The 24,782-nt window shown below is 41.8% G+C and carries 18 protein-coding genes; 1 reads left to right on the top strand and 17 read right to left on the bottom strand.

What is annotated here, in order from left to right; genetic code table 11:
- Positions 1 to 90: 90 nt before the first annotated feature.
- The 6 genes from FOC72_RS00435 to FOC72_RS00415 all read right to left on the bottom strand — a co-directional run bounded on the left by FOC72_RS00435 (position 91) and on the right by FOC72_RS00415 (position 10,883).
- Positions 91 to 1,953 (bottom strand): DUF262 domain-containing protein, encoded by a 1,863-nt coding sequence (locus tag FOC72_RS00435; RefSeq protein ID WP_002893818.1) that lies wholly within the window; start codon positions 1,951 to 1,953, stop codon positions 91 to 93.
- Positions 1,947 to 3,293 carry a DUF262 domain-containing protein gene (locus tag FOC72_RS00430; RefSeq protein ID WP_002893821.1) on the bottom strand — a complete coding sequence of 449 codons (1,347 nt, stop codon included), beginning with the start codon at positions 3,291 to 3,293 and terminating at the stop codon, positions 1,947 to 1,949. The genes FOC72_RS00435 and FOC72_RS00430 overlap by 7 nt, the downstream gene beginning before the upstream one ends.
- Before the next feature lie 40 nt (positions 3,294 to 3,333).
- A complete protein-coding gene (locus FOC72_RS11625; RefSeq protein WP_002893824.1) occupies positions 3,334 to 3,456 on the bottom strand; it encodes a hypothetical protein in 123 nt (40 codons plus the stop codon).
- An 86-nt stretch (positions 3,457 to 3,542) separates the two neighbouring features.
- Positions 3,543 to 4,490 (bottom strand): helix-turn-helix transcriptional regulator, encoded by a 948-nt coding sequence (locus FOC72_RS00425; RefSeq protein ID WP_002893826.1) that lies wholly within the window; start codon positions 4,488 to 4,490, stop codon positions 3,543 to 3,545.
- A gap of 37 nt (positions 4,491 to 4,527) precedes the next feature.
- The gene (locus FOC72_RS00420) at positions 4,528 to 6,408 is read right to left on the bottom strand and encodes an AAA family ATPase (protein WP_238525721.1); all 1,881 of its coding nucleotides are present in this window, start codon (positions 6,406 to 6,408) and stop codon (positions 4,528 to 4,530) included.
- 86 nt (positions 6,409 to 6,494) lie between these two features.
- Positions 6,495 to 10,883, bottom strand: a complete 4,389-nt coding sequence (locus tag FOC72_RS00415) for a PolC-type DNA polymerase III (protein WP_002893828.1) — start codon at positions 10,881 to 10,883, stop codon at positions 6,495 to 6,497.
- A 165-nt stretch (positions 10,884 to 11,048) separates the two neighbouring features.
- Here FOC72_RS00415 and FOC72_RS00410 point away from each other — a divergent pair, with 165 nt between their 5' ends.
- Positions 11,049 to 11,591, top strand: a complete 543-nt coding sequence (locus FOC72_RS00410) for a hypothetical protein (RefSeq protein WP_002893829.1) — start codon at positions 11,049 to 11,051, stop codon at positions 11,589 to 11,591.
- Between the two features lie 83 nt (positions 11,592 to 11,674).
- Here the strand turns inward: FOC72_RS00410 and FOC72_RS00405 are convergent, their stop codons facing one another.
- The 11 genes from FOC72_RS00405 to FOC72_RS00355 form a co-directional block, all read right to left on the bottom strand.
- Positions 11,675 to 12,055: a PH domain-containing protein gene (locus FOC72_RS00405; RefSeq protein ID WP_032905620.1), complete on the bottom strand. Its 381-nt coding sequence runs from the start codon at positions 12,053 to 12,055 to the stop codon at positions 11,675 to 11,677.
- Positions 12,056 to 12,145: 90 nt separating this feature from the next.
- Entirely contained in the window at positions 12,146 to 13,996 is a 1,851-nt protein-coding gene (locus FOC72_RS00400; protein ID WP_002893831.1) for a proline--tRNA ligase, read from the bottom strand.
- Positions 13,997 to 14,061: 65 nt separating this feature from the next.
- On the bottom strand, positions 14,062 to 15,318 hold the full coding sequence (gene rseP, locus FOC72_RS00395; RefSeq protein WP_002893832.1) for an RIP metalloprotease RseP: 1,257 nt from the start codon (positions 15,316 to 15,318) through the stop codon (positions 14,062 to 14,064).
- Between the two features lie 227 nt (positions 15,319 to 15,545).
- Positions 15,546 to 16,349 (bottom strand): phosphatidate cytidylyltransferase, encoded by an 804-nt coding sequence (locus FOC72_RS00390; protein ID WP_002893833.1) that lies wholly within the window; start codon positions 16,347 to 16,349, stop codon positions 15,546 to 15,548.
- An 18-nt stretch (positions 16,350 to 16,367) separates the two neighbouring features.
- Complete coding sequence (uppS, locus tag FOC72_RS00385) at positions 16,368 to 17,117, bottom strand: undecaprenyl pyrophosphate synthase (protein ID WP_002893834.1); 750 nt, start codon at positions 17,115 to 17,117, stop codon at positions 16,368 to 16,370.
- A gap of 230 nt (positions 17,118 to 17,347) precedes the next feature.
- Positions 17,348 to 17,683, bottom strand: a complete 336-nt coding sequence (gene yajC, locus FOC72_RS00380; RefSeq protein WP_002893835.1) for a preprotein translocase subunit YajC — start codon at positions 17,681 to 17,683, stop codon at positions 17,348 to 17,350.
- 177 nt (positions 17,684 to 17,860) lie between these two features.
- On the bottom strand, positions 17,861 to 19,837 hold the full coding sequence (tkt, locus tag FOC72_RS00375) for a transketolase (protein ID WP_002893836.1): 1,977 nt from the start codon (positions 19,835 to 19,837) through the stop codon (positions 17,861 to 17,863).
- Between the two features lie 550 nt (positions 19,838 to 20,387).
- Positions 20,388 to 20,645, bottom strand: a complete 258-nt coding sequence (locus FOC72_RS00370) for a hypothetical protein (protein WP_002893837.1) — start codon at positions 20,643 to 20,645, stop codon at positions 20,388 to 20,390.
- A gap of 205 nt (positions 20,646 to 20,850) precedes the next feature.
- Positions 20,851 to 21,111, bottom strand: a complete 261-nt coding sequence (locus FOC72_RS00365) for a CAAX protease (protein WP_254610862.1) — start codon at positions 21,109 to 21,111, stop codon at positions 20,851 to 20,853.
- A gap of 178 nt (positions 21,112 to 21,289) precedes the next feature.
- Complete coding sequence (locus FOC72_RS00360) at positions 21,290 to 21,733, bottom strand: hypothetical protein (protein ID WP_002893842.1); 444 nt, start codon at positions 21,731 to 21,733, stop codon at positions 21,290 to 21,292.
- A gap of 488 nt (positions 21,734 to 22,221) precedes the next feature.
- Entirely contained in the window at positions 22,222 to 24,360 is a 2,139-nt protein-coding gene (locus FOC72_RS00355; RefSeq protein WP_002893843.1) for an ATP-dependent Clp protease ATP-binding subunit, read from the bottom strand.
- Between the last annotated feature and the right edge of the window lie 422 nt (positions 24,361 to 24,782).

The following is a 24,782-nucleotide window of genomic DNA, read 5'->3' as shown; positions in this document are numbered from 1 at the left end:
TCTTTCTATAGATTATTTTAACAAAAAAGAAAGCTAATGTAAATCTATCAGCTATACATTGGCTTCTTAAATTATGCTAGATCTGACAACTTACTTTTTACTTCCTATAAATTCGTTGATCATAGGTAAAATCTCGTTTTCCAACCCTAGAACCTGATCTGATTCCCATTCAGTCTTTTCCGTTAGGGCAGCCATTATTTGTAGTTTTAAGCTCTGACGCTTGAAGATATCTTCTCTCTTCCATTGTGTTAGTTTAGACTCTGGATACGAATTACCAAACTTAGAATTCTGACTATCTGTAATGATACAAAGATTGCCAAAGGAATGCAAAAATTCAGCAGATAATTGGCTTTCTCCATCATGTCCATTTGGATTCTGAGGGAACCAATGCTCTATGGAACGGCGATATGTAAATTTGAAATCTTCAAATTCAACACTCGAATATTTTTCTTTTAAATCAGAACGATTTTTCCATAAAACATAATCCACAAAGTTAAACGCATAAACAGGAATATCCCCGTATTTCTTTATACTTCCATCCTCAGTAAACAATCTTTCTTCAGCATATCTCACTGCCATTTTTTCAAGAAAATCTTTAAACTGAGCACCAAATTCTTGATCATTTAACTCTTCAATATGGTTAAAGAGGAATTGCAAAATCTCATATAACCAACGACTATCACGATTAGCGGTGAAGGTGACAGCAAACATGGATTGGAGGAGGATAATGTTTTTGTTTAAATTGTCAAAAGTATTTTTTTGAAAATTAATTCGAACATATTTCCATCCACCATTTTCATTTCGTTGATATGTCTCATACTGACCACATTTGATTTGCCATTCGGTTTCATTTTCTAATTGGGCATTTTTTACGATAAGCGTATCAAATATATGCTTCATAGTCAGAAGTAGTTGTCCAAATTGTTGGACCCATTCTCTATCTCGTCGTTCAATTTCAAAAATTTTCAATAATTTTTTATCATCAAATGTAGTTTCATTACTTCCTTCCATGATGAAAAACACTTGAAACAAAAACGTTGGAAAATCAATTACAGTTGTATAGTTTGAAATATCTGACTCTTTACTTACTGCTCTCCCCCTCTCAGATTTGTCCTCAGAAATAGCCTCTAGTAAACTTTTTGTCTCTACCTTATCAACTCCTATCTTATCAAATACTTCTTGCAATTTGAAATTAGCATATTCTCTCCCAAAAATTTTCTCCCCCTCTTCATCAGGATTATTTGGTCTACTTCGAATTTGAAAAGCTTTTAATACCGGCTTATCAAACTCTGCGCAGGCATCCCAAATTCTTGCAAATTTTTGCGCCATTTCTTGATCTTCACCAAACTTAGCCATCATTTGCGCTTTAAGAATTTCATGTGCCTCTAGTTGTTCTCCTCGAGAGTTGAAACGTTCGAAATAGAGATTTAAATCTAAATCATTAGGAAGAATACTACGAAAAATAATGACTTTATCAAAAAGATAATTAAAGAACGATTGAGATTTAAATTGGCGCTCCTCTAGCACTTTTTTCAGTGCGTCATGAGCATGTCGGTAACCTCTAGTTAGTTCATTTTCATCATTCTCAGAGATTTTTTGCTTGGTAAATAGCTTTTGAATGTTCTCATTTGACTTCTTCCTAGCTGGGAAAGTAAGATTGACAGCTTTCAATCTATCAAAACCAAACTCATGTTTCAAAGCCAAGGCAATCAAATTAAGGGCTGTTGTCCGCTGCTGCCCATCTATGATTTTGAAAATACCATTCTCTTCATTAACGACTAATGTTCCAATATAGTAATTTTCTCTTTGTTCTTGAAAAGCATCTGCTACATCGTTCAATAATTGCTCTATTTCATCATAAGTCCAGGCAAAATTTCTCTGGTAAAGAGGAATAGCATAGCTATCTTCATTTAACAAACGATTAACTGATAAGCTTATATGTGTTTCTACCATTTCTCTTTTTCCTCCTCTATAATCTGCTCCACTGTATAATTTTCAAATAATTCTCGATCTATCTTGACCATGAAGTCATTCGGAGTTACAGCATGGGCTAAAAGTTGGAATAGTTTTTGAACATCTTTTTGTCTGAATCTTCCACCAGCAGCATAGTTTCCAACTGTTGCATCATATATCGCTCGAGATTTCACACGGGGGTAATAAGACCAAATAAATAAGGTCTCTACTATTTCCTTTGATAGCTCTTCTTTTCCAAATCTCTCTGCGAAAAGCGAACAAATATTTAGGAACATATTTTGGCACTTGAGATAGCGTCCCTTTGAGCTATTGTAAATTTTCAACATACCTTCTGGGTAAGTTAAATTTTTTTCTTCCTCCTCTGACTCATTAGAAATTCCTAACTGTTCATTTAAAAAATCTTTATGATTTTTAATAGTTTCATGAGCAGATTCAATATACTTAAAAAATTCACTTCCATCAATGATAGGCATGGTAATTGACATAGGGAACTCTTCAACATGACGATACAATTCTAGGTATGGAAAGTTCTGATTTAAATCAACGCCTTTAAAATCATCGATAAAATCCTCTGTAAAACGCAGATAAGAACCATAACGCTTATTTGTTAGTCCTGTCTCTCCCCGAGACCAACGTCTCATACGAAAAAGATGTTTATCAAATAACTCTTTGAGGCTTAAATCTTTGTCTTCCACAAACTGTTCCCACTTTTCAACAATCTTTTCATCTTCTGAATCTTGCTTACGAAGATGATAAGCTTTGAGTAAATCGTGAGGTTCTAGAGATTTTCCACGATTATTTTGTGAATCAAACAATTGAAAAGCCTCTGATAATCGTTCCTGTGGCATAGTAATCACCGAGACAGAACAATTTTCAAGTAGAAAACTACACACCTGTTCAGCTTCTTTCTCGCCTACAAGTTGGATTAAATTCTTCCATTCATTAAAATTTTCGTAAGCATTATAGCAAGATAGTTCTCCAAAGTCAGCTTCAAGTAAGTTTTTTGCTCCTTTAAATTCATCATATCTATTTAAAGCATAAAGAAATAACGAAATGGAAACCAATCGTTGCTGGCCATCTACAATATCTATGTGTCCGTCAATATCTATGTGTCCGTCATTCTCATGCAAAATAACAGAGCCAACTTGATATTCCTTTTTCTCCATAGCATCTCGTAAATCATAAAAAAGATTACGGATATGCTTTCTGTTCCATTTATAAGGTCTTTGATAACTTGGTATTGTTAGCCTATCCCATTTCAATATTTCTGATACTTTTTTACTTTCAAACCCTATTTCTTTTTCATTGGCATTCATCATTATCTCCTAAAAATCTTATCAGCATAGAATCTTTGGTCCATTAATGCTTTGGAATAATAGTAGCATTAGGAATTGCTTTTGCAACGTTTTCTGCTGCTATTTTATCAAAAAATGGTCCTGCGATTTGATTGCCAAACCTATCAACTACAATCCATTCAATCATTTTTGCCTCCTTTATTTCTTAATGGATAAATTCTACATCTTTAGGTGGACATTTTATGTCCACTTAAGTTCAAATATCAAAAATATTTATTGATAGTAGCCTAAAATTTCTTTCATCGTTTTCCGAATATCATCAACTAAAGACTGTGGCGACAAAATTCTCACTGCTTCTCCTTGACTGAGTAGCCAACGTTTAAGACCAGGTGTATATTGACTTTCAAATTTAAACCGTGTCCATCCTTCGTCGGCAGATAAACACTGTGCATTAGGAAATTGGTCTAAAACAATAGTTGGATCATAACAGAATTCCAATTCAACTGTGATCTTTCTTCCTAAAAAAGCGTCTACTCGCTGATTACGAATATCTCCATCCCTGAATTTTCTGCCATAAGAGATGTTGGGTTTAGATTCCTTTGTGGACTTCCAAGTCTGGATTCTGTCCAAACGCAAGGTCATATAATGCTCATTCTTAATATTGTAAGCTACAATGTAAAAATAATGAATATCATAGTACAGAGAAACTGGAAAAATTAAATGTTCTTTTTTATCTTGATATGGACTCTTGTAGACAATTTCTAGAACCTTCTCCTTGCGAATCATCTCTGACCATTCCCAAATCTTTTGAATACGATTTTGCTCGTCTGTAATTGGGGCATAGTTCAGTCTTTCGCTGTTGATAATCATTTCTATTTCTTTTTGTTCCTCTTTTGAAACAAGCCCCAACAAGCTTTTTAATAAATCCTCATTTTCTACTTTATTTAAAGCTCTATTTTCTAATAAAATCTTAGAAATTATTAAAATATCTTTTTTATTAAAAAGTAATTTTCCTTTTAAATATCTTGTATGATATTTTGAATCGTATGCCAACTCTGCTGCTATCATGGGCTGAGTCATTAAAAAATCACCTAATAATGAAAAATCTCTCTGAATCGTTTTTGCACTAACCTCAAACTCATCACTTAATTGATTTTTTGATAGATGAGCTCCTGATTGCAAACGTAACAAAATGGATAAAATACGTTCTTGATCGTTCATAAAACCTCCTCTTTCCCTATATTATAACATGAACATTCTATATATCTGCCCTGAATCCTATTATTTTTGAGTTATTTTCTTTTTTCTCTAAATCGTGTATTGCTTTTTCAAAATCTATGTAAGACAAATAGCTCAACTCTGCATCAGTTAGATCTGATACTATCTCTTCTTTCATCAGTCGCTCCGCCTGAATATATAAAACTAACTCAAATAGTTTTCTGACATAACGAGCATTACCAAAACTTTCTGAGCAAAGACATTTTTCAAAATGAGTCAGGAGGATAGTTTTGCATTTCTTATCCACTATATAACCTTGTTGATCAGCCATTAGAGTCAGAATGTCATACAGTTCATACTTGTTATAATTATTAAAATAAATGTTTCTACTAATTCTAGAAGCTAAACCTGGATTGGTGTTTAAAAACTCCTCCATCATTTCTGTATAACCAGCGAAAATCACAATAACATCATTTCTATTATTTTCCATTTCTTGAATAATTGTAGGAATAGCTTCATTAGCAAAATCACGCTCTCCTTGTGGAATTAGACTATAGGCCTCATCAATAAATAAAATACCGCCTTTGGCATTATCAAATAATCTTTTAACCTTTGGAGCTGTTTGGCCAACATATTCACCAATTAAATCTGAGCGACCTACTTCAATCAAAACGTTTGATTTAATAATTCCATGTTCATAAAAAATTTTTGCCAACAATCTAGCAACAATTGTTTTTCCAGTACCAGATGCTCCAGAAAACATAAAGTGCATAGAAGGCCGAACGGGCGAAGAATTTATTTCAAATCTTCTTTGCGATATAGAGAAGTAATCTAGAATTCTATGAATCAGACTTTTAACAGTAGATAAACCAACCAAACGGTCTAGCTCCTTCAAAGTATCAGAATTTGTGCCTAATGGATTGTTGCAACCTTTCATACAAAACAGCTCCGACGGCAAGGAAACAGTTTGTTTTCCATTACTCAAATTACTTTCTATTAAATTATATTCAATAATCTTTTGAGCAAAATAACAACTATCGTAACTATTTGTAAGACAATTGTGATTTGAAAGCAGTTTTATTAGATCCTCTTCTAAATGAAAACCATAATCCCCTAAGCGAAATTTTATAATATTAACAAGTTCGTTATATGAGTAGGGAGGAAAATTTAATTCATAAACAACATGAAATAGTGGAAGAAATTCTCTAGATATTTCATAAGCTATACTATCTGACTCTGCCAAAAAAATATATACTCTTCCTCCCCCTGTTTCTAAAATATTATTTTTAAATTCCTCTTTTTTTCTAGGATGCATAGTTGAATAGTCCTTTATTATCACTAAACGCTGTTCTGAATCAAATTTAGTTGAAAATCCATCTTTCAAAATAGTCTTAGACTTGACATTTAACAATTTCATCAAATATTTTATAGCAAATTTTTTACCAGTTCCTAAAGAACCTTTGAAAATTAAAAACTGATTTTCAACAAGCACCTTTTCTTTTTGATTATTTAAAAACTTTTTTAGTTTTAAAACATACTCTTGAAATTCATTCAAACCTATAATATTTAAGCCATCCCATTCTAAATCAGTAATAGCAAAGCCACCAGAATTTGAAAACTCTCTTTCATCTGAATAAAGAAAAAGCTGACCTATTTGAGCTGAATGCTTGTTCCCCACCTCCTTTAAATATTCACTTTTACTGATAGATTTAACTTTAAAATCAGTGCGTTCTTCATCATTAAACCCCAAAGTTTTTAGCGTATCAAACAAATCCTCTTTGGTATGTTCTGTTACTCCAACAACGTAAAGACATGTTTGGTTTTTGAAATAATAAAACCATTGATTCTCCTTGATAAAATCCTCATCTGCTTCTTTAATATTTTTATTCATTTTCCTAAATTCTATTTGATAAAAAAACATTTCTTCCCCCATCTACTATTTACTAAAATAAATATAGCAAAAAAGATGGACAAAATTCGTCCATCTTTAAACTTTGTTGAATTATTTTAGAAAAACTCATCAAACAAACTCAACTGGTTATCCTCGGGCATATTTCCTAGAATACCCATGTCGTCCATTTTTTCGACTAGGGTGCTAGAGAGGCCGCCGCGTTTGCGGAGTTCTGTCTTAGAGAGAAATTCGCCTTCTTCGCGCGCTCTGACTACTTGGCGGGCAACGTTGTCACCCAGACCGTCCATAGCGGAGAATGGTGGGATAAGGGTATCCTCTTCGATGAGAAACTCAGTCGCATGGCTCTTGTAGAGATCCAGCTTTCCGAATTTGAAGCCCCGCTCCAGCATTTCATTGACGATTTCTAGAGTCGTATAAAGGTCAATTTCTACATTGGAGGCTTCGTTGTTCTTACGCTTCTCAGCGATTTCGTTCATCCCGCGCTTGACGGCATCAAGACCACCACTCATGGTCTTGATATCAAAGGCCTTGGCTCGGATGGAGAAATAAGCACAGTAGTAATAAATCGGATGATGCACCTTGAAATAGGCCACCCGCAGGGCCATCATAACGTAGGCTGCCGCATGGGCCTTGGGGAACATGTACTTGATCTTTCCACAGGACTCGATGTACCACTCTGGCACATTGTTTTCCTTCATGGCTGCGATATAGCCATTGCGCTCTTCTTCAGAAATTTTCAGCCAAAGGCCCTTCCGCACGCGCTCCATAATCGTAAAGGCCATCTTAGGCTCCAAGCCCTTGTGCATGAGGTAAACCATGATATCATCCCGACAGCCGATAACGGTGGACAGGTCAGCAATCCCTTGCTTGATCAAGTCTTGAGCATTGCCCAGCCAAACGTCCGTACCATGAGAGAGACCAGATAGCTGTAAGAGCTCGGCAAAAGTTGTCGGATGGGTCTCATCAACCATGCCCCGTACAAAGTTGGTCCCAAACTCCGGAATTCCCAGCATACCAGTCGGCGTGCCGATTTGTTCCTGAGTCACACCCAGAATGTCTGTTCCAGAAAAGAGGGCCATGACGCCAGCATCATCCATAGGAATGTCATTAGGATCAATGCCAGATAAGTCCTGAAGCTTCCGAATCATGGTCGGATCATCGTGTCCCAGAACGTCTAGCTTGAGGACATTTTCATCGATATCGTGGAAGTTGAAGTGGGTGGTCTGCCACTCGGCGGTCACATCGTCAGCTGGATATTGGACCGGTGTAAAGTCATAAACATCCATGTAGTTAGGAATAACAACGATTCCGCCCGGGTGTTGTCCAGTTGTCCGCTTGACTCCGGCAGCTCCCTGCGCCAGACGCTCAACTTCGGCGTCCCGATAGAACTTCCCATAGTCGCGCTCATAGCCTTTGACAAATCCATAGGCGGTCTTAGCCGCAACGGTACCAACGGTCCCAGCCCGAAAGGCGTATTCTGAACCAAAAATATCCCGCACGTCCAAATGGGCGCTTGGCTGGTCCTCTCCAGAGAAGTTCAAGTCAATATCGGGTACCTTGTCCCCATCAAATCCAAGGAAGGTCTCAAAAGGAATATCCTGACCGTTCTTGCTCAGCTTGTGACCGCACTCTGGACAGTCCTTATCCGGCATATCAAAGCCTGAACCATAGGAGCCATCCGTGATGAACTCGCTGTATTGGCATTTGCCACAGACATAGTGGGGTGACAGAGGATTAACCTCGGTAATCCCAATCATGGTCGCGACAAAACTGGATCCGACAGACCCCCGTGAACCTACCAGATAGCCCCGCTCATTGGAGCGCTGCACCAGCATCTGCGAAGCCAGATAAATCACGGCAAAACCATTCCCCAAGATGGAGGTCAGCTCTTTTTCAATCCGTAAGTCCACGATATCTGGCAGCGGATTGCCATAAATCTCAAAGGCTTTTTGATAGGTCAACTCGGCAACTGTTTCCTCGGCCTTTTCAATGAAAGGCGTATAGAGGTCGCCCTTAACTACCTCAACCGGCTCAAAGGTCTCGGCCAGCTGATTCGGATTGGTGATGACCAGCTTCTTAGCCAAGTCCTCGCCCAGAAAGGCAAATTCGTCCAGCATCTCATTGGTGGTCCGGAAGTGAGCCTTAGGAAGCGGAGCCGGTTGGGCATTTTCACCGTGACCGATGGTCCGGTTAATCATGGCTCCCTGACCCAGACTGCGGACGATAATTTCACGATAAATTTCTTCTTCCGGCTCGATATAGTGGACGTTCCCCGTCGCAAGGACAGGCTTGCCCAAGCGATTTCCGACCTCAATCAGATTACGAATAATGGTCTGCAGTTCTTCCTGATCCTTGATTTGCTCCTTGGCAATCAGTGGCTCATAGATAGCCGGCGGCATGACCTCAATAAAGTCATAATACTTGGCTACTTCGACAGCCGCATCCACTCCCTGAGAGACAACAGCATCATAGACTTCGCCTTCTGAACATGCTGAACCCAGAATCAAGCCTTCACGATGGGCATCCAGCACGGTCCGTGGAATCCGCGGGACACCTTCAAAATACTTGGTATTAGACAGACTGACTAACTTGAAAATATTTTTTAATCCCGTCTGATTTTTCACATAAATGGTCGCATGCTTGACCCGAGCCTTCTTGTAAGAATTCTCATCGACCAGATCCGTATTCAAATCCTTGAGATTGGTCACACCATGCTTTTCAGCTACATCCTTGATAAAGATAAAGAGGAGGCGGCCTGTCGCTTCCGCGTCATAGTTGGCCATGTGGTGGTGCTCCAAAGCAATCTGGAAACGCTTGGTCAAAGGCCCCAGACCATGACGCTTGTACTCTGGATAGAGATTGCGGGCAAATTCCAGCGTGTCAATGACTGGCTGAGTGATTTTCGGCAGGCCATGACGCTCATAGTTGACATTCATAAAACCCACGTCAAAGGTGGCATTATGGGCAACGAGGACACTGTCCTGACAAAATTCCTGAAACTCTTTCAGCACCTGCTCCAGTGGTTTGGCATTGCGAACATGCTCATCTGTAATCCCGGTTAGATCCGTCGTAAAGGCCGAAAGAGGATGCCCAGGATTGATAAACTCATCAAACTCAGCGATGATATTGCCCTTATGCATCTTGCTGGCAGCGACCTGAATCAAGTCATTGTAGACCGCTGAAAGCCCCGTCGTTTCCACGTCAAAGACTACATAGGTCGCATCACTCAGCTCCATGTCCACTTCATTGTAGACGATGGGCACTCGGTCCTCTACTATATTGGCCTCCATACCGTAAATCAGCTGAATACCAGCTTTCTTGGCTGCCTTGTAGCCATGGGGAAAGCTCTGCACATTGCCATGGTCGGTAATGGCGACAGCTTTGTGGCCCCACTTGGCGGCCGTTGCCACGATTTCCTCCACCTCAGGCAAGGCGTCCATAGTAGACATATTGGTATGGGCGTGAAACTCAACCCGCTTCTGGCCCTCAGGCATCAAATCCTTGCGCTCATAGTGGGTAACGGCCTGCACATCCTGCACATTCATGGTCAGGTCGCGGGTGAAATTGTTCATCTCCACATTTCCGCGCACGCGCAGCCAGGCGCCTTTCTTAATCATGTCAAACTTCTTGGCTTCTTCCTCGTTTTTCATCCATTTCTGCAAGGAAAAGCTAGAAGTATAGTCTGTCATCTTGAAATTGAGCAAGACCCGGCCGGTCCGAGTGACCTTTTGCTCCAGATCAAAGACCATTCCCTCGAAGACCAGACGATTCTCCTCAGTCTGAACTTCAATCATAGGGGTAATCTCTGCCTTGTCCAGCTTTGGTTTAGCCGCAGCCTTGCGGGCTTGGAAGTCATAGGCTGGCTTTTCCTCTGGCGGTGGCGCCATCTGCTGCAGGGATTCCATGGCTTTGAGCGCTTCTTCATTGGCTGCCTGGACAATCTTGTCATTCTCCGCCTGGAAATTCTCCGCTTGCTGCTGGGTCAGCTCATCGCTGTGCTGAACCTGACAGGTCAACTGAGGAAAGCCGTACTTGACTAGCTGGCGACTGAGATTGGGCAGGTGATTCTTGCGAAAATGCTCCGTATCAATGGTCGAAGCCCCCTCAATCAGCAGCTTGTCCCCATCCAAATGGACCCGCAAATCCTGATACAGGCTCTTAAAACCATGGCTGGCACAAGGACCTTCCTCAAAGGCTAGCTGGTAATAAGCCTGCAAGAGCTCGTCCGACACCTGGGGAGCCTGACAGTGAATTTCAAAAATAGCTTGATTGCCCGTCTTAGAAAACTCTTGAGCTAAGCGCTTCTGCAATTCCCGAAAAATCTCAATGGGCAGAATATTCGCAAAAGAAAAATGAAACTCCCAGACCCGACTGACCTTGTGGACCAGAACTTCCTCAATTTCTGCATTCAAAAAGGCCTCTGAATTTCTCATTTCAAGGGGCATATCCAGCTGATGCATTAAAATTTCAAACTTGTTTGACATGACATTTCCTCGTACAGTAGTGACCCTATTTTACCATAAATCAGCACTTTTTTCGACAGAAAAAGAGTAGGGCAAAGCGCGACTCCTACACAATTATTAAGACATTCTTCCTGGAGCTAAGTTATGATATAATAGAAAAAACATTTATCAAAAGGAGTCTTAATTGTGAAGAAAATTTTACTAGCCAGCGCTTGTCTATTGACCCTGACTGCCTGCAGTATGCCTAATCAGAATCAGCAAGAAAACAAACCCAAGCAAAATCAGAGTCAAAGCAAGACTAAAGAAGAAAAGACGAAGACAAAAACTTTTTCTAATAAAATTGATGAGTATTATACTAATTCAGTCAAACTTTTCTATACTAAAGACAAGATCCTATCTTTCCAGCTCATTTCCAGCCAGGCCATCCCTGAAGAAAATCAAAAAATGAGCGTCGAAGAATTAACGAAATCCTATAGAGAAGATCTTAAGAAAAGTCCCATGATTGAAAATCAAGAAAAGCTAAAAGGACTTAAAATTCATCTTAAAATTTCTGAAGACAAGAAAAACGCTATAGCCATTTTTGACTTTGATCTCAGTAAAATAGATCAAGAACAGTTGATTCAATCAGCAAGTGACTCTGAAAGTAGTCAGACTTTCTTCAGGAAACTTCAAGATAAACCAGAAGTTGTCTTTGATTATTTGAAGGGGCAAGGACTTAAAGAAGAATAAAAAAGCTTTCTGAGTGATTTAACTTTATAGTTAATGCTCAGAAGGCTTTTCTGTTTATTTTTAAATCCCAAAGGGGCAATATGCTATCTTAAGACTGCTTCTGCCAAGGCTTTTTGGATAGCGATGACGCTGCGGTCACTGGTAAATTGCAGGACTTCTGCTGGCTCTTGAGCGCTGGAAACCCAAATTTTCAGCTCGGCATCTAAGTCGAAATGGCCGGCTGTTTCCACTGAGAAGCGACTGATAGAGCGATAAGGAAAAGACTTATAAGAAGTCTTTTTGCCAGTCATTCCCTGCTTGTCGACCAAGATTAAACGCTTATCTGTAAAGACAATCAAGTCGCGAATAAGGCTAAAAGCCAGTTCCACATTCTCTGTTGTTGTCAGAATATCCTCTAATTGTCTTTCTGTTTTTTCAATATCTTTCTGAGAGGCATTGCCTAATAAACCGCTGAATAATCCCATCATTCGGTCCTCCAATCTATTTTTCCCTACTATAGCATTTTCACCTCCAATAAGCAAAAGAAAACTGCCAGACAAAACTGGCAGTTTGTTTTATTTTGTCAAAATTGACAAGGTTTCTAGCAGATTATCAGCGTGGACTTCAATGGTATCGCCAGTAGCCTTAATCTTGACTTCGACAATGCCTTCTGCAGCTTTCTTACCAACTGTCACACGGATTGGAAGACCAATCAAATCACTGTCGCTGAACTTAACACCAGCGCGCTCATTACGATCATCCACCAAGACCTCATAACCAGAACTTAGCAAGTTAGCCTCGATTTGGTCAGTTAGAGCTAAGGCTTCCTCATCCTTGACATTGACCGGAATCAAGTGCACATCAAATGGTGCTAGCTCTTTCGGGAAGTTGATTCCCCAAGCATAGCGGAATTCGCCCTTAGGAGTTTTATTGACAAAGAGACGGGCATGCTGCTCCATAACAGCGGACAGGAGACGGCTGACGCCGATACCGTAGCAACCCATAATCATTGGTACTGCTCGACCATTTTCGTCCAAAACATTAGCGTTCATGCTGTCAGAGTAGCGAGTTCCCAACTTAAAGATGTGCCCAATCTCAATCCCGCGAGCAAACTTGAGGACACCTTGGCCGTCCGGCGAAATTTCACCCTCACGAACCTCACGGATATCCACATACTCAGCGGTAAAGTCACGGCCTGGATTGACACCGGTCAAGTGGTAACCATCTTCGTTAGCACCAACCACAGCGTTAGCTAGGTCTTGCACCTTACGGTCAGCAATGATTCTCACGCCTTCTGGCAGATTGACTGGCCCTAGTGAGCCAAAACCTGCTCCCAAGAGCTGACGGACTTGATCTTCACTCGCCACATCAAAGAAATCGGCTGCCAAATGATTTTTCAGCTTGACTTCATTAAGCTGGTCATTGCCGACCAAAAGTGCTACGACAGGAGACTCGTCAGCCATGTAAACCAATGTCTTGATTGTCTGGCTTTCATCCAGCCCAAGGAAGGCAGCAACTTCGTCAATGGTCTTGCAGTCAGGCGTTGAGACACGGGCTACTTCTTCCTCAGTCACAACACGTCCTGCAGGCTTGTATTCATCCGTCGCCATTTCAAGGTTGGCAGCATAGCTGGACTCACTGGAGTAGGCAATGGTATCCTCACCAGATACCATCCAGCTGGTCAATTCTGTCCGAATAGCTTCCTGAACATCTTCAGGAATTTCATCAAAGCTGGCTACAGACTTGTCCAAGACCACCCAGCGGTTCAAATCCGTCCGGTCCGGCGTAATGGCCATGAATTCTTGGCTGTCCTTGCCCCCCATGGCACCGCCATCACCGATAATGGCTTTGAAATCTAGCTCGCTGCGGGTAAAGATTTTCTCATAGGCAGACTTGTATTCATCATAAGCTACATCCAAGCTGTCATAGTTAGCGTGGAAACTGTAGGCATCTTTCATGATAAACTCACGCGTCCGCAAGAGCCCGTTACGAGGACGCTTTTCATCACGGTATTTAGGCTGAATCTGATAGAGATTGAGTGGCAGCTGTTTATAGGATTTAACCGAATCACGGACGATAGCTGTAAAGGTTTCCTCATGGGTTGGTCCTAGGATAAAGTCTGATTTCTCACGATTTTTCAGCTTGTAGAGGTCTTCACCATAGGTCTCATAACGGCCAGACTCGCGCCAGAGGTCTGCACTGAGCAGGGCCGGCGCCAGCATCTCCACTGCACCAATCTTGTCAAACTCTTCCCGCATGATTTTTTTTGCTTTTTCAATCACACGATTAGCCAGCGGCAGATAAGAATAGACCCCAGCTGAAACCTGACGGACATAGCCAGCCCGCAGCATCAGAGCGTGGCTGATAACTTGAGCATCGCTAGGCATCTCACGCAGGGTTGGAATTAACATTTTACTTTGTTTCATAAAAACAAAACTCCTTGACTTTCATTGAATAATTTCTTTTTCATAGTTCTAAGAACTTTAGCTTCCTAGAAGAATAATTTCATAATATCGTTCCAGGTAACGGCAATCATCAGGATGACCATAATAGCCACTCCAGACAGAGTGATATAGGTCTCCGTTTCTCTTCTCAGCGGTTTTCTGCGGATAGCCTCCAGAATATTGAGGACGATTTTTCCGCCGTCCAAGGCTGGAATAGGAATCAGGTTGAAAATACCGATATTAAGCGACAGCATGGCCAAAAGGCTAAGGACTGCTGGCAAGCCTTGCTCTGCAGCCTGACTGCTGAAATTGTAAATAGCGACCGGACCGCCCAGCTTATTGATATTGAAGTTGAAGATGATATCTTTCAGAGCTGACAAAATGCGAACTGTGGTAGACCAAGCTGCAGTAAATCCGCCAATGACCTTGTCCCAGAAGCCTGTCTTGACTGTTGGGGATACGCCTAGCAGATATCGATTGCCGTCTTTTTTAGGCTGTACGGTAATTTCTTTCGTTTCGCTGCCGTGCTTGTAGGTAACTGACAAGGTCGGTGCTTCCTTGCTTTTGGATGTGATTTTCGCCAGAGCGCTGGTTAGATCTGCCCAGTTGCTAATCTCATAGTCATTAATCTTAAGGATTTGGTCGTTATTTTGAACTCCGGCAGCTGCTATGGCACTACCATCCATGACTTGAAAATGATTGCTGTTTTCATCACGAACGCCGCCCTGAACAAAGGCCAGCAGCATAAATACCAGCACGCTCAGGATGAAGTTATTCATAGGGCCAGCAAAGTTGGTAATGAGACGACCCCAGATACTAGCATTCTGATACTGAACATCCAGTGGTGCAATCCTCACCTCAGTGCCGTCTTCTTCAACAATCGTTGCATCATGATCTACTGCATAAGTCTTGAGCTCGTCAAGGACAAGACCAGTGATTTCCAGCTTTTCCTCAAAGTCAAAGCCAGTCACATTCATGGGCAGAGCTGTCTGGTCAACCTTTTTGCCAGAGAGATTGATACGAACCACCTTGCCCTCTGCATCCAAGGTCAGACTAGCCGGTGTTCCCACCTTAATGTCAGTGGAGTCTTCCCCCCAGCCGGCCATGCGCACATAGCCCCCCAAGGGTAAGATCCGAATCGTGTAGGCCGTCCCGTCCTTGCCAATATGGGAGAAAATCTTGGGTCCCATGCCGATAGCGAACTCTCTGACCAAAATGCCGGACTTCTTCGCAAAGTAGAAGTGTCCGAACTCATGGACCACCACAATGATCCCAAAAATAATAATAAAGGTTATAAACTGCATGGACTTCTATATTTTACCTTTCCTAGAAATCTTATTTTTTCTTTAAATCAAAGAAGGAGCAGAAAACGGCCAAATACCGAGCTTCCCGCTCCTGCATAGCTGACACTCTTGAAAATAAGTTAGAAGCTAAATTCAAAATTTTTGAGCTCCAAATCCCAGTTTCTTCTCAGATTGTGCGGTCGTTAGACAAGCTTGCCGTCCCTTGCTTTCGGCCATGCTCGACTGTCTTAGAACAAGCCGAAGAAATGCATCAGCGGAAAGACGAAGAGAAGGCTGTCAAAACGATCCAAAACACCGCCGTGGCCAGGAATGAATTTACCAGAATCCTTGACCCCGAAATGACGCTTGACTGAGCTTTCGACCAAATCACCCAACTGACCGGCAATACTAAAGAGCACTGCCAGAATCAAAAAGACAAAGGCATTATAAGGTGCGTACACTTGCGGTCGAACCAACATAAAAATCCCAGTCACTAGAACGGCTGATAGAATGCCGCCCAGGCTTCCTTCAATAGTCTTATTAGGAGAAACTCTCGGCGCCAGCTTTCTTTTACCGAAACGCACTCCGACCAGATAAGCTCCACTGTCAGTAGCCCAGACGATAAAGAGAGCTAGCAGAACCTTGTCAATATTCATCAAGCGGGCATCAATCAAGGCATTAAAGCCAAGACCGACATAAAAACTAGCTGCAATCGGATAAGCCGCATCTTCAAAAGTGTAGCTGGATCCTAGAACAGTTGAAATCAATAGAAGGAAGACGATCAAGCCATAGGCCACGACATTGCCATCCACTGGCAGAAACTTCAAATAGTTCTCCAGGGGCAGGGTTAGGACAAAGGCTGCCAGCATGGCCAAGACTCCCTCGATGGTCGCTGTCGGCAGGCCTTTCATTTGGAGAAATTCATGCACCGCAAGCATAGCCAGCAGCCCCACAAAAATCTGAAAGATGACGCCTCCTGTCAATACCAGAGGCATAAAAATAGCAAGAGCGATTCCCCCAAAGATTAGACGTTTTTGTAAATTTTTACTCATACTCTTTTACTTTCTCCCTTAAACACCGCCAAAGCGTCGATTCCGACGGCTGTATTCTGCGATTGCAGCTTTCAAAGCTTTCTCATCAAAGTCAGGCCAGAGGATATCCGTAAAATACAGCTCACTGTAGGCTGACTGCCAAGGCAGAAAATTGCTGAGACGCAGCTCTCCGCTGGTCCGAATCACTAGATCCGGATCGCGCAACATCTTAGGCAAGTTGCTGGTATAGAGGTAGTTACCGATGATGTCCTCTGTAATGTCGCCAGGACTGAGTTTGGCATCTAACACATCTTGAGCAATCTCTTTAACAGCCTGATTGATCTCATATCGACCACCGTAGTTGAGGGCAAAGTTGAGAATCAAGCCTGTATTGAGCTTGGTCAGGCTTTCCGCCTTTTCCAGAGCTTCAAATGTCGCCTTAGGAAGCTTAGCCGTATCACCAATCATCTGGATTTTTACATTGTTCTTGTGCAGCTCCGGCACATAGCGGTCGTAAAATTCAACCGGCAGATTCATGATAAAGGAAACTTCCTTTTCCGGCCGAGACCAATTTTCCGTTGAAAAGGCATAGACAGTCAAGACCTGAACACCCATTTCCTTGGCAGCAATCGTCACCCTTTGCAAGGTTTCCATGCCAGCCTTATGACCGAACACGCGCGGCTGCATCCTTTTTTTGGCCCAGCGGCCGTTGCCGTCCATAATGACAGCAATGTGTTTGGGAACATTCAGCGGCGCGTTCAGCTTTTCTTTTTTCTTAAAACTAAACATACTTTTTATCCTATTTAAAGTTTTGTCAGTTCATTATATCATAAATCCTTGGAATGTGGGCAATTCATCCGCTTTTTCAACCCTGATGACCTAAAATAAGGACAGAATGTCAACTAAAAAAACCAAACTCACCCAGCCTATCCAAACTGCAAGGTGAATGAGCTTGAAACCAGACACCTCCTAGCCACATGAACCAAAACAAAAAAACAGCCTGCAAGCTGTTTATTTCTTTACTCTTCAATCGCTGATTCTTCCTCGGGAACGTCAACGCTTCCTTCACCACCAGCAACAGCAGGAATGCCCTCAGTCAATGGCAGTACAGTTTTAATAGCTGTCAGCTCAAAGGTCAGGTAAACACCGTCCACATCCAGAACAACTGTTTTCTTGTCTGTGTCCACTTCATCTACAGTTCCGTATAAACCGCCGATGGTAATAACTTCATAGCCCTTTTGCAGCTTGTTAAGACTTTCCATACGCTGCTGAGCCTGTTTCTTTTGAGCACGCATTTGGAAATAGGTCATTCCTACCAGTACAACCGCAAATACAATAAGCATAATTGGATTCATATCTTTTCTCCTTCGAATGTCATATATGAACTACTATAGCAGATTTCCTTTATTTTTACAAGGCGATTCTGACTTTTCAGGCAAAGTCCGTCTCAAATCGGATGAAGCATGACTGACCTAACCACATTTTTTAAAAAGCAAAAATCAGGATGAGCAACACCCTGATTTTATGTCTTTTTATTTAAGATTTTTAACAACTTCTGCTACGTGATCAACTGTAAAGCCGTATTCTTCCAGCACCTTACCTGCTGGAGCAGATGCACCAAACTGGTCGATTCCGACAACTGCACCGTCCAGACCAACATACTTGTACCAAGGCTGGCTAGCTGCCATCTCGATCGCTACGCGACGACGAACTGCATTTGGCAGAATTTCTTCTTTGTAGGCTGCATCTTGAGCATCAAAAAGTTCTGTTGATGGCACGCTGACCACGCGGATTTTAGCGCCTTCTGCTGCAAGTGCTTTAGCAGCTGCAACAGCCAAATTAACCTCAGAACCAGAAGCCAGCAAGATGGTATCGAAATCTGCTCCTGTTTCGTAGACCACATAAGCACCTTTAGCTACCTTGTCAAAGTTTGTGCCTTCTTCGACTGTTAGATTTTGACGAGTCAAGACCAGAGCAGTCGGAGTGGATTGGCTCTTAAGGGCCAGATACCAAGCTGCCTGAGTTTCACGCGCATCTGCTGGGCGGAAAACAGTCAGGTTTGGAATGGCACGCAGACCAGCCAAATGCTCAATCGGCTCGTGAGTTGGTCCATCTTCACCAACTGCAATTGAGTCATGTGTGAAGACATAAGTCACTGGTAAACCTTGAAGGGCAGACAAACGGACAGCTGCCTTAACATAGTCTGAGAATACGAAGAAGGTACCACCGTAAACACGAAGACCACCATGAAGCGCCATACCATTAAGAATCGTACCCATCGCAAACTCGCGCACACCAAATTGGATGTTGCGGTTGAGACGGTGAGCATCATCTTGCAGGCCGTCTTCCTTGATGTAGGTCATATTGGAGTGAGCCAAGTCAGCAGAACCACCGAGGAAAGTCGGAAGCACCTTAGCTGCTGCATTGAGGGCATCCTGACTGGAATTACGGGTCGCTTGAGAGAAGCCATTTTCAAGCACTGGGAAGTCTTCTGGTTTGATTTCTACTGGATCCTGACCAGCGATGATAGCTGTTACTTCTGCTGCCAATTCTGGATGGGCTTGCTTGTAGTCCTCTACCAGCTGTTTCCAAGCATCGTAAGCTGCTGCACCACGCTCTGCTACATTTGTACGGTAATCTGCATAGACTTCCTCAGGAATCTCAAATGGCGCATAGTCCCAGCCTAATGCTTTACGAGTAGCTTCTGCTTCTTCTGCTCCCAGAGGCGCACCGTGAACTGCATTAGTTCCTTGCTTGTTTGGAGAACCGTAACCAATAACCGTCTTAACTTCAATCAAAGATGGTTTTCCGGAAGCTTTAGCTTCATTGATAGCTGCATCAATCGCTGCAAGGTCTGTTCCGTCTTCCACCAAGGCAGTATGCCAACCGTAGGCTCCATAGCGGGCACGAACATCTTCTGTAAAGGAATCCTTGGTCTCTCCATCTAGGTTGATATCATTTGAATCATAGAGAACAACCAACTTATCCAGCTTTTGCAGACCAGCATAAGAAGCAGCTTCAGCTGAAACCCCCTCCATCAAATCGCCATCACCACAGATGACATAAGTGTAATGGTCGAAAATTGGATAGCCTTCACGATTATACTTAGCAGCCAAGAAACGCTCTGCCTGAGCAAATCCAGTAGCTGTAGAAATACCCTGTCCCAGTGGGCCAGTAGTGGCATCAACACCAGCTGTGTGGCCAAACTCTGGGTGACCAGGTGTCTTAGAACCCCATTGGCGGAAGTTTTTGATTTCCTCCATGCTGACATCTTTAAAGCCAGACAGATGAAGCAAAGCATAAAGCAGCATAGAGCCATGTCCTGCAGACAGGACGAAGCGATCGCGGTTAATCCAGTTTGGCTGTTCTGGATTGATACGAAGTTGTTTAGTAAACAAGTCATAAGCCATCGGTGCAGCACCCATGACTACGCCAGGGTGACCTGACTTAGACTTTTCAATCGCGTCAATCCCTAAAAAGCGAATGGCATTAACTGATAATTGTGACATTAGATTCTCCTTATTTTTACTAAAATCTGTTCTGACATCAGAACAGGATAAACAATGGTCGTAGAAACGATAAAAATTGTCTCATATCTATTATAAGAAAATTATCCCTATATCGCAAGATAGGGATAATCTCATCTTTTTTATAGATTTATTATAAATCGTGAAAGCGGTAACAAAAAGACCAAGAATTACACAGGCGACTGTTCACTCTTGGACTGTCAAAAAAATCTGCCCATAAGGACAGAAAAAAGTAAGAAAGTGAGCATGGCTGCTCCTAAGTTCGACTGCGCCTCTGGCTTGTCTCATTAAGTTTTTACAGAACCTAGTTTTCGCTTACGCTCAAACTGCATCTATGCCTCTAAGCTCTGCTCGACTCTGCGAGCTGGTAATCGCTAAGAAATTAGCGGAACGTAGACTTCGCTTACGCTCAGTCTGCATCAATGCCTCTAAATTCGACTGCGCCCACGGCTTGTCTCATTAAGAGGCATAGAAAAACCCAGCTATCCAAATGGTTAGCTGGGTTAGGGTTGAGCTACATCATAGTTTTAAACTATCCTGCGGCCTTTTGATGAATGGTGATGCCGTATTTTTCATGGTTTTCTTCATACCAATTAATTAAGGCCATCGCAGTTTGATAAGTAATGTTCTTAATTTTGCTGGTCCCTTTAGTTAAGGTCAGGATACTCATCTTGCTGATGTTTGCATCCGTCGCAATTCGATAACTAGTTAAGGTTCCGTTAACTAACAACTGAACAACAGCCTCGACTTTCCTATAGTCAGGCATAGTTGTAATATCCAACTTTTTCATAATTAAATCCTCTCCTAAAATTTAATTTACTAATCCATTATACACTTTTTTCTGACATTTACATATATAAAAACTTGAAAATGTACAAAAAAATTAGAACATAACTCATTGAAATGTCAACTTTTTCCATTTTTACAGACTTTTGATAGCCTTTTACCTCTATTAAATAAAAAAAGAATCAACATTATGGTCTTTTATTACTCTGTTAGCTCGCCTTTCCATACTCCTGTTTTTTTCCCCATTTCCGTATAGCTAGGCCGATGAGTAGATAAAGAATAGTCGGAATCATCCCCACTGATAGCGAGAAGAGGAAAGCTTGATTTTTTTCTACCGAGACAAAGCCTAGTAATCGTAAAGGATTTATAACCGCATCTTCCATAGTATGCATAATTACCAGCGGCCAGACAGACTTAGTAAGTCTAAAAATCTCTGTGTACATGACCGTCCAGCATACAACAATTATCATCCCGCCCGATAAGGAGGAATGTAAGCCTTCCAACCGGCAAGGTATTTTGGATTTCTCCCTCAGACAGAAACTTCATAATGTAAGGCAGATGCCAAATCCACCAGATAAAGCCAACAAGTAGATATAGTTTTAAGTCGGATAATTTTAATTTGATTAATTGATTGGTAAGATATGCCCTCTAAACAGACTCTTCAAAAATATTTTTTATGAATTGAGTCCCTATCTGTGTGAGCAAGATTCCAAGATAGGCTGTGAACTCAACCTTCACATCTGTCACTCTGATACCTTGTGTCATCAGTCCCAAGAGTATCACTATCATCATAACAAGAGGGTAGACTAAAAAACTAACAAGGTATAATTTTTTATTATTTTTAAAATGAATGGAAAACCCTGCCTCTTTCCAGCCGTCTCCGCCAAAGCTTCGAAGAAAGATGGTACAGATTAACGGAGTTACCAGCCAAATCAGCATCCCTAAAAAACCAATTCCTATCTCTGTTCCGATATTATCGTAAAGAGCTTGGCCGGTTACTTTATCAACAACATAACCAATCCAGCCGCATAGAGTGCTGAGAATAGCAAAGATAATGGCATTGCGTTTAATTGTAGTTATGGACCGTTTCATAGCAGTCTTCTTTCGTCAAAAATTATTCATCTCTCTTGTTTTAAATCCTTCTGCATAAAGCTGATCCCCCTGATAGGCTAATATACTGGCTTTATAAAGTTGCCATTTGCTGTCTTCCTCCAAATTGTCTAAATTTTTCCTTGAAAATCCTACAGCATGCGAGCTTAATCTCTTGTTTCAGAAAAGCTAGGTTGCTAGCTTGATTCTAGTCATCGACTGCTTCGGCAATATCAAAATTTTGTTTCATTTTACCGATACCTTCTAAGCAAGTCTGGCTTTTCTTCAGCATCAGGTTTCAATGTTTTTCTTTTTATATACCTAATAGAAACATTTCTTTTAAGTGATATCAAGGAGAATTTAGTTGAGATTTTGGGGTAAATGGTAATTTATTTCCAGAAAGGGGAGATATTTGTAATTCCTACTTAACAAAAAAGACCTACCTTCATCTAAGAAGGAGATCTTTGAAAAGTTAGTTGACTCAGTAAGCTTTATTCTGCTTGCTTGTCTTCTTCAGATGCGTCAGCACCCTTTTCACGAATAACTAAGACACCATCTTCTAAATCGGCTGTCAAGTGCTTAGCATCTAGATTATCCAAGTGGAAGTCAGTCACCTTGTCACGGATTTGCTGCTCAATGACACGGCGCAGCGGACGAACACCCATGACTTGGTCATAACCAGCGTCGCGCAGGAATTCCTTAGCTGCATCAGATACAGCCAGATCAATTTCTTTCTTGCTCAAGGTTTGATTTACTTCGATCAGCATGAGATTAACAATCTCCATCAAATCTTCTTTCTTGAGATGAGAGAACTCAATAACCGCATTGAAACGATTGAGGAACTCTGGGCGGAAATAAGCTTTGAGTCGGTCCATCAGATCAGGCTTTTCAGCATCCTCTTCCAAGCCTGCTTCATATCCAAATCCAGCATTGGAAGTCGCAATGATGACCGTGTTCTTGAAGTTGACTGTATTCCCTTGACCATCCGTCAAACGACCGTCATCCAGAACTTGAAGGAGAAGGGTAATCACTTGTGGATCCGCCTTTTCAATCTCATCCAAGAGAATGATAGAGTAAGGATTGCGGCGCACACGCTCGGTCAGGGTATTACTGTTATCATCATAGCCGACATAGCCTGCAGTGGTACCAATCAGCTTGGAAACAGCAGTCCGGTCGGAGTATTCTGACATATCCAGACGAATAATCGCTTCCTTGGTACCAAACATATCCAAAGCCAGTTGCTTAGCCAACTCAGTTTTTCCGACGCCAGTTGGACCAACAAAGAGGAAGCTTCCGATTGGACGGTTGCCTTCATCAAAGCCTGCACGGTTACGGCGGATAGCCCTAGCCACAGCTTCTACAGCCTTGTCTTGGCCAATCACCTTGGCTTTGAGACGGTCATTCATGCCCTTGAGGCGCTCAATGTCGCTGGCACCCATTTGAGATACCGGCACACCTGTCATCCGCTCAACAGACTCTGCTACGTCGTTGACTGTAGCAGTCACTTTCATATCCTCAGTGTGATTTTGAATTTTCTTTTCCAACTCTTCAATGCGGGTCTTGGCATTTAGAGCTGCTTCATAATCTTCTTTCTCAACAGCCGCTTCCTGTTTGTCTTTCTGTTCAGCAATCTCATTTTCAACCGCATGAACATCAGTCACTGGATGCTGGGCTGCCAAGTGGGCAGCAGTCACGTCGACCAGGTCAATCGCCTTGTCTGGCAGGCTCCGTTGTGGAATATACTGAACAGAGTAATCCACAGCCGCTTTCAGCACTTCATCCGGCAGGATGACATTGTGGTGCTTTTCATACAGGTCCCGAATGCCTCGAAGGATCTGATAGGTATCCTCGGCAGACGGTGCGTTGACCTTGACTTCATTGAAACGGCGAGCCAAAGCTGCATTTTTAAGGATAGTATTACGGTACTCATCCTGAGTAGTAGCTCCGATGACGGTCAACTCCCCACGAGAAAGCGCTGGTTTGAGAATATCCGCCATGCCCTTAGAGCCACTATCTCCACCGATAGATCCTGCTCCTAGGATTTGATGGATTTCATCAAAGAAGAGGATAATGTTGCCGGCTTCCTTGACTTCATTGACCAAGTTTTGGATATTTTCTTCAAAGCTACCACGATATTGAGTACCAGCTTCCAGACCGGAAATATCAACAGAAATAATTTCCTTATTCTTGATGGCCGCTGGCACATCACCGTTAACGATGGCCTGAGCCAAGCCTTCTACGACAGCTGTCTTACCAACTCCGGCATCTCCGACCAGAACCGGATTATTCTTAGTCCGGCGGGAAAGAATTTCAGCAGTTTCTTGGATCTCCTTATTACGCCCAATGACTGGATCTAACTTACCATCACGCGCTTCCTGAGTCAGATTGCGACCCAGCTTAGCTAGGATACCATCTTGCTTAGGCGCATTAGCAGCAGTTTCGCCAGTCTGCTCACTTGTTCCTTGACCAGGGAGCTTGCCAGTAGCACGGTACTGAGCAAACTCTTCCGGTGTGACCTCTCTACCATTAATCAAGTAGCGCCGGTGTTCGCTGTTGTAGCCCCCCATGCGCCCCATGAGTTGGTTGAAAAGGTCGTCCATATTATTAAAATTGTTGTAGTTGTTGTTCATAGTATTACCTCGCTTTTTTCATATTTTGCTTTACATAATTTTTGATTTTACCAAAGTTTCAGATAAGAAATCTTTTCCTTATCTACTATAAATATTCATTTGGGAGATCTTCTCCTATCTATTATTTTACATAACTTATTCTCTTTTCAAAAATCAAGACTGATTCAGTCTCTATTTTTATGAGTGATTTGATCTCTTTCAGAAGAAGATAATTTTACATAATTTTTAATCCTCCCAAAATAATCGCCTTCCGGCTATATTCATACCTTCTGATTAAATTTACGTAAACTTTTTTGTTTACAGTTGTAATTTTATCATGACAGAATTTATTTGTCAATAGATTTTACATAATTTTTTAAAATAAATTTACAGTTGTAATCGAAGTTATCGTTTAGGTCCTTTTCGTTCCTATAAAGACGCTT

Origin of the sequence: Streptococcus sanguinis (assembly GCF_013343115.1) — a bacterium.
Classification (GTDB): domain Bacteria; phylum Bacillota; class Bacilli; order Lactobacillales; family Streptococcaceae; genus Streptococcus; species Streptococcus sanguinis_H.
Note: the sequence above shows the minus strand (reverse complement) of the source record. Positions and strands in the feature narration are given on the sequence as shown.

What these genes read in the sequence shown, in the direction of transcription:
- FOC72_RS00400 (WP_002893831.1), bottom strand. Translation starts at nt 13,996, where the DNA reads ATGAAACAAAGTAAAATGTTAATTCCAACCCTGCGTGAGATGCCTAGC.
- FOC72_RS00425 (WP_002893826.1), bottom strand. Translation starts at nt 4,490, where the DNA reads ATGAACGATCAAGAACGTATTTTATCCATTTTGTTACGTTTGCAATCA.
- uppS (WP_002893834.1), bottom strand. Translation starts at nt 17,117, where the DNA reads ATGTTTAGTTTTAAGAAAAAAGAAAAGCTGAACGCGCCGCTGAATGTT.
- FOC72_RS00430 (WP_002893821.1), bottom strand. Translation starts at nt 3,293, where the DNA reads ATGATGAATGCCAATGAAAAAGAAATAGGGTTTGAAAGTAAAAAAGTA.
- FOC72_RS11625 (WP_002893824.1), bottom strand. Translation starts at nt 3,456, where the DNA reads ATGATTGAATGGATTGTAGTTGATAGGTTTGGCAATCAAATCGCAGGA.
- FOC72_RS00390 (WP_002893833.1), bottom strand. Translation starts at nt 16,349, where the DNA reads ATGAGTAAAAATTTACAAAAACGTCTAATCTTTGGGGGAATCGCTCTT.
- FOC72_RS00405 (WP_032905620.1), bottom strand. Translation starts at nt 12,055, where the DNA reads ATGGGATTATTCAGCGGTTTATTAGGCAATGCCTCTCAGAAAGATATT.
- FOC72_RS00435 (WP_002893818.1), bottom strand. Translation starts at nt 1,953, where the DNA reads ATGGTAGAAACACATATAAGCTTATCAGTTAATCGTTTGTTAAATGAA.
- FOC72_RS00370 (WP_002893837.1), bottom strand. Translation starts at nt 20,645, where the DNA reads ATGAAAAAGTTGGATATTACAACTATGCCTGACTATAGGAAAGTCGAG.
- FOC72_RS00355 (WP_002893843.1), bottom strand. Translation starts at nt 24,360, where the DNA reads ATGAACAACAACTACAACAATTTTAATAATATGGACGACCTTTTCAAC.
- FOC72_RS00420 (WP_238525721.1), bottom strand. Translation starts at nt 6,408, where the DNA reads ATGTTTTTTTATCAAATAGAATTTAGGAAAATGAATAAAAATATTAAA.
- rseP (WP_002893832.1), bottom strand. Translation starts at nt 15,318, where the DNA reads ATGCAGTTTATAACCTTTATTATTATTTTTGGGATCATTGTGGTGGTC.
- FOC72_RS00360 (WP_002893842.1), bottom strand. Translation starts at nt 21,733, where the DNA reads ATGAAACGGTCCATAACTACAATTAAACGCAATGCCATTATCTTTGCT.
- FOC72_RS00415 (WP_002893828.1), bottom strand. Translation starts at nt 10,883, where the DNA reads ATGTCAAACAAGTTTGAAATTTTAATGCATCAGCTGGATATGCCCCTT.
- FOC72_RS00365 (WP_254610862.1), bottom strand. Translation starts at nt 21,111, where the DNA reads ATGATAATTGTTGTATGCTGGACGGTCATGTACACAGAGATTTTTAGA.
- yajC (WP_002893835.1), bottom strand. Translation starts at nt 17,683, where the DNA reads ATGAATCCAATTATGCTTATTGTATTTGCGGTTGTACTGGTAGGAATG.
- tkt (WP_002893836.1), bottom strand. Translation starts at nt 19,837, where the DNA reads ATGTCACAATTATCAGTTAATGCCATTCGCTTTTTAGGGATTGACGCG.